The organism is Nocardia cerradoensis NBRC 101014, from assembly GCF_000308535.1.
GTDB classification, from domain to species: Bacteria; Actinomycetota; Actinomycetes; order Mycobacteriales; family Mycobacteriaceae; genus Nocardia; species Nocardia cerradoensis.
In genome coordinates, this window is the sequence record NZ_BAFW01000144.1 from 1 (window position 1) to 11080 (window position 11080).

13 protein-coding genes are annotated in these 11080 nt (G+C 68.6%); 8 read left to right on the forward strand and 5 right to left on the reverse strand.

From position 1 onward, the window contains the following. The 5 genes from ON23_RS15045 to pgl all read left to right on the forward strand — a co-directional run. On the forward strand, nucleotides 1-882 hold an 882-nt coding region (locus ON23_RS15045; RefSeq protein ID WP_039778903.1), incomplete at its 5' end, for a transketolase-like TK C-terminal-containing protein. Between the two features lie 3 nt (nucleotides 883-885). Beyond that, the gene (gene tal / locus ON23_RS15050) at nucleotides 886-2016 is read left to right on the forward strand and encodes a transaldolase (RefSeq protein ID WP_039778904.1); all 1131 of its coding nucleotides are present in this window, start codon (nucleotides 886-888) and stop codon (nucleotides 2014-2016) included. 5 nt (nucleotides 2017-2021) lie between these two features. Beyond that, nucleotides 2022-3584 (forward strand): glucose-6-phosphate dehydrogenase, encoded by a 1563-nt coding sequence (gene zwf, locus ON23_RS15055; RefSeq protein WP_039778905.1) that lies wholly within the window; start codon nucleotides 2022-2024, stop codon nucleotides 3582-3584. Next, nucleotides 3581-4489 carry a glucose-6-phosphate dehydrogenase assembly protein OpcA gene (opcA, locus tag ON23_RS15060; RefSeq protein WP_174376488.1) on the forward strand — a complete coding sequence of 303 codons (909 nt, stop codon included), beginning with the start codon at nucleotides 3581-3583 and terminating at the stop codon, nucleotides 4487-4489. Before zwf ends, opcA begins: the two co-directional genes overlap by 4 nt. Beyond that, nucleotides 4482-5213 (forward strand): 6-phosphogluconolactonase, encoded by a 732-nt coding sequence (gene pgl / locus ON23_RS15065; RefSeq protein WP_039778908.1) that lies wholly within the window; start codon nucleotides 4482-4484, stop codon nucleotides 5211-5213. Before opcA ends, pgl begins: the two co-directional genes overlap by 8 nt. A 19-nt stretch (nucleotides 5214-5232) precedes the next feature. On the opposite strand, the gene ON23_RS15070 is transcribed toward pgl, so the two are convergent. Then, nucleotides 5233-5592, reverse strand: a complete 360-nt coding sequence (locus ON23_RS15070; protein WP_039778909.1) for a hypothetical protein — start codon at nucleotides 5590-5592, stop codon at nucleotides 5233-5235. Nucleotides 5593-5682: 90 nt separating this feature from the next. Next, nucleotides 5683-6654 carry an alpha/beta fold hydrolase gene (locus ON23_RS15075; RefSeq protein ID WP_245555960.1) on the reverse strand — a complete coding sequence of 324 codons (972 nt, stop codon included), beginning with the start codon at nucleotides 6652-6654 and terminating at the stop codon, nucleotides 5683-5685. A 75-nt stretch (nucleotides 6655-6729) separates the two neighbouring features. Between ON23_RS15075 and ON23_RS15080 the strand changes: the two genes are divergently transcribed. Together ON23_RS15080 and ON23_RS15085 are read left to right on the forward strand one after the other, a co-directional pair. Continuing rightward, a complete protein-coding gene (locus ON23_RS15080; RefSeq protein ID WP_039778911.1) occupies nucleotides 6730-7566 on the forward strand; it encodes an SDR family NAD(P)-dependent oxidoreductase in 837 nt (278 codons plus the stop codon). 67 nt (nucleotides 7567-7633) lie between these two features. Next, nucleotides 7634-8125, forward strand: a complete 492-nt coding sequence (locus ON23_RS15085) for a flavin reductase family protein (protein WP_039778912.1) — start codon at nucleotides 7634-7636, stop codon at nucleotides 8123-8125. A 9-nt stretch (nucleotides 8126-8134) separates the two neighbouring features. On the opposite strand, the gene ON23_RS15090 is transcribed toward ON23_RS15085, so the two are convergent. Continuing rightward, entirely contained in the window at nucleotides 8135-8995 is an 861-nt protein-coding gene (locus tag ON23_RS15090; RefSeq protein WP_039778913.1) for a LysR family transcriptional regulator, read from the reverse strand. 70 nt (nucleotides 8996-9065) lie between these two features. On the opposite strand from ON23_RS15090, the gene ON23_RS15095 reads away from it, so the two are divergent. Beyond that, nucleotides 9066-10229 carry a YbfB/YjiJ family MFS transporter gene (locus ON23_RS15095; protein ID WP_051042710.1) on the forward strand — a complete coding sequence of 388 codons (1164 nt, stop codon included), beginning with the start codon at nucleotides 9066-9068 and terminating at the stop codon, nucleotides 10227-10229. Here ON23_RS15095 and secG read toward each other — a convergent pair. Both secG and ON23_RS15105 read right to left on the reverse strand, forming a co-directional pair. After that, nucleotides 10216-10449 carry a preprotein translocase subunit SecG gene (gene secG / locus ON23_RS15100; protein ID WP_030518417.1) on the reverse strand — a complete coding sequence of 78 codons (234 nt, stop codon included), beginning with the start codon at nucleotides 10447-10449 and terminating at the stop codon, nucleotides 10216-10218. The two genes, ON23_RS15095 and secG, sit on opposite strands and share 14 nt — an antisense overlap. A 21-nt stretch (nucleotides 10450-10470) precedes the next feature. Next, nucleotides 10471-11080, reverse strand: a 610-nt coding sequence (locus tag ON23_RS15105) for an SDR family oxidoreductase (RefSeq protein ID WP_039778915.1), incomplete at its 5' end; no start/stop codon positions are given.

Genomic DNA, 11080 nt, shown 5'->3' on the forward strand with positions numbered 1-11080 from the left:
ATCTCCACCGGTATGTGGAAGGCCGAGCCCTACGGCCGCACGCTGCACTTCGGTGTGCGCGAGCACGCGATGGGTTCGATCCTCAACGGCATCGCCCTGCACGGCCCGACCCGGCCCTACGGCGGCACCTTCCTGGTGTTCTCCGACTACATGCGCCCGGCGGTGCGGCTGGCCGCGCTCATGCGGGTGCCGGCCATCTACGTCTGGACCCACGACTCCATCGGCCTGGGTGAGGACGGCCCCACCCACCAGCCGATCGAGCACCTCGCCGCGCTGCGTGCCATCCCCGGCCTGAACGTGGTCCGCCCCGGCGACGCCAACGAGACCGTGTACGCGTGGCGCACCATCCTGGAGCTCGAAAGTGCCGAGCAGCATTCGCATTTCGTGCCCGCCGACCACCCGCACACCGACGGCCCGTCGGCGCTGGCGCTGACCCGCCAGGACGTGCCCACCCTGGAGGGCACCAGCTACGAGGGCGTCTCCCGCGGCGGCTACATCCTGGCCGAATCCTCCACCGGCACACCGCAGGTGATCCTGATCGCCACCGGCTCCGAACTTCAGCTCGCCGTCGCCGCGCGCACTACGCTGGAGGAGCAGGGCATCGGCACCCGCGTGGTGTCCATGCCGTGCGTGGAATGGTTCGACGCGCAGGAACAGTCCTACCGCGACGAGGTGCTGCCCCCGCAGATCACCGCCCGCGTCACGGTCGAGGCCGGTATCGCGATGCCGTGGCACCGCTTCACCGGCAGCGACGGTGAGAACGTCTCGATCGAGCACTTCGGTGCCTCGGCCGACTTCAAGACCCTGTTCCGTGAATTCGGCATCACCGCCGAAGCCGTCGTCGACGCCGCGAAGCGCTCACTCGACAAGGTGAAGGGATAACTAATGGCACAGAACGAGAATCTCGCCGCACTGTCTCGAGCAGGCGTGTCGGTGTGGCTCGACGATCTGTCACGCAACCGGATCCGCTCGGGCAATCTCGCCGAACTCGTCGCCACCCGCAGCATCGTCGGCGTGACCACCAACCCGACCATCTTCCAGGTCGCGCTGAGTGAGGGCCACGCCTACGACGACCAGGTCAAGGAACTGGCCGCCCAGGGCGCCGATGCCGACGCCGCCATCCGCACGATCACCACCGACGACGTTCGCTCGGCCTGCGACGTGCTGGCCGAGGTCTTCGAATCGACGGGCGGCGTGGACGGCCGGATCTCGATCGAGGTGGACCCCCGGCTGGCCTTCGACACCGACAAGACCGTCGCACAGGCGGTCGAGCTGTGGAAGATCGTCGACCGGCCGAATCTGTTCATCAAGATTCCGGCCACCGAGGAGGGCCTGCCCGCGATCACGCGCGTGATCGCCGAAGGGATCAGCGTCAACGTCACGCTGATCTTCTCGGTGCAGCGCTACCTCAGCGTGATGGGCGCCTACCTGGACGGCCTGCGCAAGGCGCGCATCGCCGGCCACGACCTGGCCCGCATCCATTCGGTCGCGTCGTTCTTCGTCTCCCGCGTGGACACCGAGATCGACAAGCGACTCGAGCAGATCGGTTCCGACGAGGCGCTGGCGTTGCGCGGTAAGGCCGGAATCGCCAACGCGCGCCTTGCCTACGCCGCCTACCAGGACGTATTCGACGGGGGTAACCACACCTCGACGTACTCGCATCTGGCCTCCTCCGGCGGTAACCGGCAGCGGCCGCTGTGGGCGTCCACGGGCGTGAAGAACCCCGACTACCCCGACACCATGTACATCACCGAACTGGTGGCGCCGAATACGGTCAACACGCTGCCGGAGAAGACCCTCGAGGCGTTCGCCGACCACGGCGAGCTGCGTGGGGACACGGTGTCGGGCACGGCGGCCGACGCACAGGGCGTGTTCGACGCGCTGACAGGTGTGGGAATCGACCTCGACGACGTGTTCGCCGTCCTCGAGCGCGAAGGCGTCGAGAAGTTCGAGAAGTCGTGGGACGAGCTGCTCACCGCGACCACCGCCGAGTTGAAGAGCACCGGAAGCAACTGACCGCGATGGCCGGCCAGAAGAAGACGGCCGCCCCGGGGAATCCGCTGCGCGAGGAGCGCGACAAGCGGCTTCCCCGGATCGCCGGCCCGTGCAGCATGGTGATCTTCGGGGTGACAGGTGACCTGTCACGCAAGAAACTGATGCCGGCCATCTACGACCTCGCGAACCGGGGGCTGCTGCCGCCCGGTTTCGCGCTGGTCGGGTTCGCCCGGCGCGATTACGCCGACGAGGATTTCGCTCAGGTCGTTCTCCAGGCGGTCAAGGAGCACGCCCGCACCCCGTTCCGGCAGGAGGTGTGGGATCAGCTGGCGGAAGGTATCCGCTTCGTTCAGGGCACCTTCGACGACGACGCCGCCTTCGGCACCCTCGCGCAGACGCTGAAGAAGCTCGACGCCGAACGCGGCACCGGCGGCAACCACGCCTTCTACCTGTCGATTCCGCCGAACGCGTTCCCGGTTGTGCTGGAACAGCTTTCGCGGACAGGATTGGCGAAGGCCTCGGACGCGGCACCGGGCAAACCGCAGTCGTGGCGGCGGGTGGTGATCGAGAAGCCCTTCGGGCACGACCTCGAGAGCGCCCAGGAGCTCAACGCCCTGGTCAACCGGGTGTTCCCCGAGGAGACGGTCTTCCGCATCGACCACTACCTCGGCAAGGAGACCGTCCAGAATCTGCTGGCGCTGCGGTTCGCGAACGAACTGTTCGAACCGATCTGGAACGCCAACTTCGTCGACCACGTGCAGATCACGATGGCCGAGGACATCGGATTGGGCGGGCGCGCAGGCTATTACGACGGCATCGGCGCCGCCCGCGACGTGATCCAGAACCATCTGCTGCAACTGCTGGCGTTGACGGCGATGGAGGATCCGGTCAACTTCCAGCCACGACAGCTGCAGATCGAGAAGATCAAGGTGCTCTCGGCGACGAAACTGGTCGAACCGCTGGAGGAGACCACCGCGCGCGGACAGTACGCGGCCGGCTGGCAGGGCAGCGAACGCGTCGTGGGCCTGCTCGAGGAGGAGGGTTTCGATCCGCATTCGCGCACCGAGACCTACGCCGCGATCACGCTGAACGTCGACACCCGCCGCTGGGCGGGCGTGCCGTTCTATCTGCGCACCGGAAAACGCCTGGGGCGCAGGGTCACCGAGATCGCGGTCATGTTCAAGCGGGCCCCGCATCTGCCCTTCGATCAGACCATGACCGAGGAGCTCGGCCAGAACGCGCTCGTCATCCGGGTGCAGCCGGACGAGGGCATCACCATGCGGTTCGGGTCGAAGGTGCCCGGATCCAGCATGGAAGTCCGCGACGTCAACATGGATTTCAGCTACGGCGAATCGTTCACCGAATCCTCGCCCGAGGCCTACGAGCGGCTCATCCTGGATGTGCTGCTGGGCGAGCCGTCGCTGTTCCCGGTCAACGAGGAGGTCGAATTGGCGTGGCGCATCCTCGATCCCGTGCTCGATCACTGGGCCGAGGGCGGTAAGCCCGAGTCCTACGAGTCCGGCACCTGGGGTCCGGCCTCGGCCGACGAGATGCTCGCCCGCACCGGGCGCGAATGGCGGCGGCCATGATCGTGGACATGCCCGACACCAGTACCCGCGATGTGACCAAACGCCTGGTCAGCCTGCGGGAGTCCAACGGCGTGATCGCCATGGGCCGGGTGCTGACGCTGGTGGTGTGCACGCTGGATTCCTCGGAGGCCGAGGACGCCATCGACGCCGCCAACGACGCCAGTCGCGAACATCCCTGTCGCGTGATCGTGCTCGCGCGCGGCGACCGGTTCTCCGAGACCAAACTCGACGCCCAGATCCGGGTCGGCGGCGATGCCGGGGCGGCCGAGGTGATAGTGCTGCGGCTGCAGGGCGAACTGGTCAACAACGAGAGCAGCGTCGTCATCCCGTTCCTGCTGCCGGATACTCCGGTGGTGGCGTGGTGGCCGCGCGGAGCGCCGGAGTTCCCGTCGCGGGATTCGGTGGGCCGCTTGGCCATTCGCCGCATCACCGATTCCACCTACGCTCCCGATCCGCGTGCGGCGATCACCCGGCGGCTGGATTCCTACGCCCCGGGCGACACCGATCTCGCGTGGAGCCGGATCACGTTCTGGCGGGCGCTGCTGGCCTCCGCGCTCGACGTGCCACCGTACGAGCCGATCGAATCGGTGACCGTCTCGGGCCTGGCGGAGGAACCCGCGCTCGACATTCTGGCGGGGTGGCTGGCGGCCAAACTGGACTGCCCGATCCGCCGGCAGACCGGAGAGTTGAAGGTCGTACTGCACCGGGCGTCGATCTCGGTAGGGATCGAACGTCCGCAGACGGGCCGCACCGCGACCCTGACGCGCACCGGCGAGCCCGATCAGCGGTTCGCGCTCGCCCGTCGTGAGACCAAGGATTGCCTGGCGGAGGAACTGCGGCGGCTGGACGCCGACGAGGTCTACGCCGAGGCACTGGCCGGAATCGGGAAGGTGATCTATGAGTAAGCCGGAAATCGCGGTTTTTGCCGATCACGACGAACTGGTGAAGGCGGCAGCCGTGCGGTTCGTGCAGGTGGTGACCAGGGCTCAGGCCGAGCGTGGTTCGGCGTCGGTGGTCCTCACCGGCGGTGGCACCGGAATCGCCCTGCTGGAGCAGGTGCGGCACGCACCCGGCGCGGTCGATTTCGGTCGCCTGGACGTGTTCTGGGGCGACGAGCGGTTCGTCCCCGCGGGCGACGCCGAACGCAACGAGTTGCAGGCGCGCGAGGCGCTCCTGGATCACGTCCCGGTCGATCCGGCGCGGGTGCATCCCGTCGCGACCTCCGACGGGGAGTATCCGGATCCGGTCGAGGCCGCCGCGGAGTACTCGGCGGCGGTGCACGCGCATCTGGCCGAGCACGGCGCATTCGACCTGCATCTGCTCGGCATGGGTGGCGACGCGCATGTGAACTCGCTGTTCCCGCATTCCGCGGCCGTGGCGGAGGAACACGAACTCGTTCTCGCCGTGACCGATTCGCCCAAGCCCCCGCCGGTGCGCGTCACCCTGACCCTGCCCGCGGTCGCGCGCGCCCGGCACGTGGTCCTGGTGGTCGGCGGCGTGGGGAAGGCCGATGCGGTGGCCCAGGCGGTGGGCGGCGCTTCCGCGCTCGAGATCCCGGCGGCCGGAGCGCACGGCAGCGAAACCACCACCTGGATGCTGGACGAAGCCGCGGCGGCGAAACTGCCCTGAGGGTGGTGCTCGATCCCGGCTAGTCGTCGTCCGTCTGCGCCCATGCGGTGACAGGCAGGCTCAGATACACACCGACGAGGTGGCCCGCGGGCAGGATGCGGGCCACCTCGTCGCGGATGTGGGCGGCCCGGCGGTCACGATCGGCGGCGCGGTCCTCGAACCACTTCGACTTCACTTCGATCAGCACGTCGATGTCGAACCGGTCGCCCGGCTCGGCGGATCGGCAGCGCACCAGGACGTCACCGGGTTGCAGGCAGCCGTCGTAGGGTTCCGCCGCACACGCGACCGCCACCGAGACGATATGTGGCAACTCCGCGACCAACCGGCGCTTCGACTCGTCGGAGACGTGGGATGAGCACGTGACGTCGATGAGGGGCACGCGGCCAGCATGCCAGAACGCACATCGCTCCCCTGCGCATCGCTGCCCTGTGCGATGCGCCGGTCACACCGGCGGGGCCCGGGCGAATCCCTACCGCAGCGCCGCATTTCGCGACGCATCGCCGGCGACGAGTTCGGCGAGGTGACGCAGGAGGAAGTCGTTCACCGCGCCGGTCCGCTCGAGTTGTACGAGATGTCCTGCGCCCGGGACTTTTTCGACCGCGCGCAGATCCGGCACGTGCGCGCGCAGCACCGCCAGCGGGTCGCGGCCGCTGAAACCTTCCATATCCGGGTCGTTCTCGCCGTAGAGGAAACAGGTCGGCACCGTGACCGTCGTGGGCAATCCCTCGGTCAGCTCCCAGTTGCGGTCCAGCGCCCGGTACCAGGTCAGCCCGCCGGTGAAGCCGGTTCGTTCGAATTCGGCTGCGAGGGTGTCGAATTCGGATTCCGGCAACCACGGCCAGGGCAGTGCGGGCGCCTGCGGAAGTGCGTCGAGGTAGCCGATGCCGGGCGGATTCTTCCACGTGTCGAGGTAGTGGAACTCGCCACTGAGCGCGTAGTACACGCGGGCCAGGAATTCGCGTGGGCGCGCAGCCAGTTCGGCGTCGGCGACACCGGGCTCCTGGAAATACGACAGGTGCAGGAAATGACGCTGCGCGGCGCGCGTCCAGAACGCCGACGGCGCCTTCGGCGGCCGGGGCGCGTACGGATTGTTCAGCACCATGATCGCCGCGACCCGCTCCGGCGCCCGCAACGCCAGCTCCCACACCAGCTGGGCGCCGAAGTCCAGGCCGACGAAAACCGCTCGCTCGGCGCCGATCTCGTCGAGCAGTCCGAGCAGATCGCCGATCACGACCCGGTTCGTGGTCTCCTCCACGCCGCCGGGCGCCTCGGTGCGGCCGTACCCACGCAGATCCGGGGCGATGGCGTGATATCCGGCCGCCGCCAGCGCCGGCAGCTGCCGATGCCACACGTACCAGCCGTGCGGAAAACCGTGACAGAAGATCACGGGATACCCGCGGCCCTCTTCGGCGATATGCAGCCGAATCCCGTTGGTCTCCACGAACCGATGTGTCGGCCCCACTGCGCCTCCCAGGTACTAGAACACGTTCTCGTTTCACGGTAGTGTCCCGGAGTCGTGAACGGAATACTGACCGATCGAGTCGCCGTCGTCACCGGCGCGAGCCGCGGCATCGGCAAGGGCATCGCGCTGGAGCTGGGCGCGGCCGGCGCCACGGTCTACGTGACCGGGCGCTCCGAACGCCCCGGGCAGCTGCCGGGCACGGTGGCCGCGACCGCGAGCGAGATCGACGAGCTCGGCGGGCGCGGGGTGCCGTTCGTCTGCGACCACCGCGACGACGAGGCGGTCGCGCGGCTGTTCGAGACGGTGCGCGCCGACCACGGCCGGTTGGATGTGCTGGTCAACAATGTCTACAACTCCCCGGCCTCGGCGCGCTGGCTCGGCAAACCGTTCTGGGAGGTGCCGCCGAAGGCATGGGACGAGGGCTTCGACATCGGCGTGCGCTCCCATTACGCTGCCGCCCATTTCGCGGCGCCGCTGCTCATCGAATCGGGCGGGCTGATCGTCGACATCTCCTCACCGGGCGCCGAACATTTCACGCACAACGTCGTCTACGGCGTGGGCAAGGCCGCCGTCGACCGGCTGACCGCGGATATGGCGCACGATCTGGCCGGTACCGAGGTCACAGTGGTGTCGCTGTGGCCGGGAATCGTGAATACCGAACTGCTGCAGCTGGTTCCGGCCGATGCGCAGGGACGGCGGCTGATCACACTGCCCGGTGAGGGCACGTTCGATCTGAACGAGGCCGAGACTCCGCATTTCGCCGGGCGCGCGGTGGTCGCGCTCGCGGCGGATCCGGGCCGGCGTTCACGCACGGGCCGGGCATGGCGGGTGGCCGATCTGGCCGAAGCCTACGGGTTCACCGATATCGACGGTCGCGTGCCGCGCACGTGAGGGCCACCGTTGTCCTAGCCTGATGCGGCGGGCCGCAGCGCGCGGCACCGGCGGTGAAGGAGGGTGGATGGACGCGATCGCGAATTTCGACGCGTTGGTAGCGGCGGCGGACGCGCCGATCTATGTGGTGACGGTGGCGACCGAGTCCGAGCGCGCCGGGTGTGTGGTCGGCTTCGCGTCCCAGGTCGGCATCGAACCACGCCGGTTCCTGGTGTGCGTTTCCGAACTCAACCACACCTACCGAGTGGTGGCCGGCGCCACCCATGTCGCGGTTCATCTCGTCGATTCCGGGTCGCGGGCCCTGGCCCAGCTCTTCGGTGCGGAGACCGGCGACGATATCGACAAGTTCACGTGGTGCCGGTGGCATCACGGACCCGACGGCGTGGTGGTGCTCGACGAGGCCGCGGCCTGGTTCTCCGGCCGGATCCTCGAGCGCCACGATTTCGGCGACCACATGGGTCTGCTGCTGGAGCCGCTCGGCGGCCCGAAGCCGACGGAGGGCACCACCGGACTGCGCTACAGCGACCTCGCCGATCTCACCCCCGGCCATCCCGCCTGAGACGGTCCGCTAACCGGCCGGGGCCCCCTGGCCACTCACGGCGATATCGAGGAAACTCCGCACCGACCTGCCCGGCGCCGGCCGGGTTCGCCAGGCCAGCCGCAGGGTCGAGGGCGGGGCATCCGGGACGTCGAGGTAGGCCACGCCGGGATGCGGCGCTCGGGTGCGCGCCAGTTCCGGAACGGCCCCGACGCCCCGGTCGGCGGCGATCAGTTCGATCCATTCGTCGAAATTCGTGCAGGTGACGATCTCGCGGCCGGATTCGGCCGCGGGCCAACTGGTTTCGTCGGTGGTGCCGGAGATGGTGTTGACCACCAGCGGATGTGCGGCCAGATCCTGCCATCGCAGCGCCGGCGTGTTCGCCAGCGGCGAGCGGGTGGAGACCGCCGCCACCCGCCGCTCGGTGCCGATGATCCGCCCGGTCATGGCGGACGGGAGCCGAATCTCCTTGCGATACAGGGCGATATCGATACGTCCCGCCGCGACGGCGGCCACCGGATCGTCGATGCGATGGATGCCGACCCGCCCGCCGCGTGCCTCGAATCGGGTGCGGACCTCGGTGAACCAGTCGTCGGGCAGCAGCCAGGAGAAGCCCACCGACACCCGGGCCCGCAGCCGCAGATCGGCGGTCACGGCGTCGGCATCGGCGACGATCCGGGTCGCGGCCGCCAGCAGATACTCCCCCTCCGCGGTGAGGGCGAAGCGCCGCGCGCTGCGCTCGACCAGCCGGCAGTCCAGAATCCGTTCGGCCTGCTGCACCGTGCGGGTCAGCGACGGCTGTGTGGTGTGCAGCCGGGCGGCGGCGCGGGTGTAGTTGGCTTCTTCGCACAGCACCAGGAACGCGCGCAGATGCCGCAATTCCAGTTCCATACGTTCAGCGTATACATCGTGCACAGGAAGCATTTCACCGGACCGCGACGGATCCGTAGCGTGGATCGACGTGACCATCGCACTTCCTCGCCAGGCATCTCTCGCGCCTGCCCTGCGCGCCTCGGCCGGCTTGGCCGCCGCCATGGGCATCGGGCGCTTCGTCTACACACCGCTGCTTCCGGTGATGATCGACGCCGGACGCTTCGGCGCACACACCGGCGCGATCGTGGCCGCCGCGAACTACGCCGGCTACCTGCTGGGCGCGGTCGCCCTGGCGCGCTTTCCGGAATACAACGGTGGCACGGCTTTCCGGATTTCGGCTGCCGCGCTGGTGACGAGTGAAGCGGCCATGGCGATTCCGGCGCCCGCGATACTGCCGATCATTCTGCGGACGGTGGCAGGCGTCGCCGGCGCGGTGCTGTTCATCGGTTGCGCGCAGATCGCCGCCCGGCACGAAAATCGCAGGCGCGCAGCCGGTATCGCCTTCGCGGGGGTGGGCACGGGAATCGCGGCAACCGGTGCGCTGGTGCTGATCGCGCAGTCGGTGCTGTCATGGCAGGCGTTGTGGCTCGCGGCGGCCGGACTGACCGCGCTGCTGCTGTGGCCCGCACTGCGGTTGGAGGTCGTCGCCGGCAGCCGTACCGGCGCGGCAACGGTACGGTCGGCACGCTCCTGGCGGCTCCTGCAGGCGACCTATTTCCTGGAGGGTCTGGGCTATATCGTCCTGGGCACGTTCCTGGTCGCCGCGGTCGGTGCCACCGGACATCGCACGGCCGGCACCGCCATCTGGATCGTGGTGGGAGTGGCGGCCGCCCCGGCGACGGTGGTGTGGAGTCTGATCGCCCGGCGGGCGACTCCGGTGATCGCGCTGGTGGCCGCACTCGTCCTGCAATGTCTGTCGGCGCTGTTGCCGACGCTGTCGGCGGGTGTCTGGCCGGCGGTGGTGTCGGCCGCGCTGTTCGGCGCGACCTTCATGGGGATCACCCTGCTCGCCCTCGAGATCGGCGACGATCTGGCCGGGCCGGGCGCGGCGGCGACCTTGACCGCCGGATACGGACTCGGCCAGATGCTCGGTCCCCTGGTGGTGGCCCCGGTGCTCGGCGACAGCTACGGCGCCGCGTTCACGATCGCGACGCTGATCCTGGCCGTGGCGGCCGTGACAGCGATCGCGATCGGATCGGGCCGGCGCCACGACCCCGCGGCCGCGGCGCCCACGCCGGTCAGGCGAACTTGATCTCGAAGCCGATGCCGAGAATGGCGATGAACCAGATCAGGCCCACGAAGATGGTGATGCGATCGAGGTTCTTCTCGACGACCGTGGATCCGGACAGGCTCGACTGCACACCACCACCGAACAGGCTGGACAAGCCTCCACCCTTCGCGCGGTGCAGCAACACCAGCAACACCAGCAACACGCTGGTGATGACCAGGAGGATATCCAGGAACATTTGCATGGCGACAGTTTATGCGGATGCTCAGCCCACCACCGAACCGGCCGTCATCCCGCCGTCGACGACGAATTCGGCACCGGTGCAATAGCTCGATTCGGTGCTCGCCAGAAAAACCACCAGATCCGACACCTCGGCGGGCAGGCCGAGCCGCGCCCGCACATTCTCGCCGCGATCGACGGCGATTTCCTCGGTGACTCCGATCATCGGCGTGAGGATGCCGCCGGGGTGCACCGAGTTGACCCGAACGCCCTCGGGCGCGAGTTCCAGCGCGGCCGACTTGGTCAGTCCCCGCACTCCGAACTTCGAGGCGGTATAGGCGTGCATACCGCCCACGCCCTGGATACCGGCCGCGGACGAAATATTGATCACCGCGGCCGGCCGGGCGGCCACCAGAGCGTCGCGCGCAGCGCTCAATCCCAGGAAGGGACCGGTCAGATTGATATCGATGACCCGTTGCCACTGCTTCTCGGTGTAGGTGCCCAGCGGACCGCCGTCGAGGACGCCCGCATTGTTCACCAGCACGTTCAACAGCCCGAATCGTTCGACGGTGGCGGCGACGGCGGCCTGCCAGTCGGCGGACTCGGTGACGTCGAGGTGCACGTAGCCGGCCTGCTCACCCAGTTCCGCGGCCAGC

Excerpts from the sequence above, each read along its gene's own strand:
- opcA (WP_174376488.1), top strand. The coding sequence starts at position 3,581 with ATGATCGTGGACATGCCCGACACCAGTACCCGCGATGTGACCAAACGC.
- ON23_RS15090 (WP_039778913.1), bottom strand. The coding sequence starts at position 8,995 with ATGGAACTGGAATTGCGGCATCTGCGCGCGTTCCTGGTGCTGTGCGAA.
- pgl (WP_039778908.1), top strand. The coding sequence starts at position 4,482 with ATGAGTAAGCCGGAAATCGCGGTTTTTGCCGATCACGACGAACTGGTG.
- ON23_RS15085 (WP_039778912.1), top strand. The coding sequence starts at position 7,634 with ATGGACGCGATCGCGAATTTCGACGCGTTGGTAGCGGCGGCGGACGCG.
- tal (WP_039778904.1), top strand. The coding sequence starts at position 886 with ATGGCACAGAACGAGAATCTCGCCGCACTGTCTCGAGCAGGCGTGTCG.
- secG (WP_030518417.1), bottom strand. The coding sequence starts at position 10,449 with ATGCAAATGTTCCTGGATATCCTCCTGGTCATCACCAGCGTGTTGCTG.
- zwf (WP_039778905.1), top strand. The coding sequence starts at position 2,022 with ATGGCCGGCCAGAAGAAGACGGCCGCCCCGGGGAATCCGCTGCGCGAG.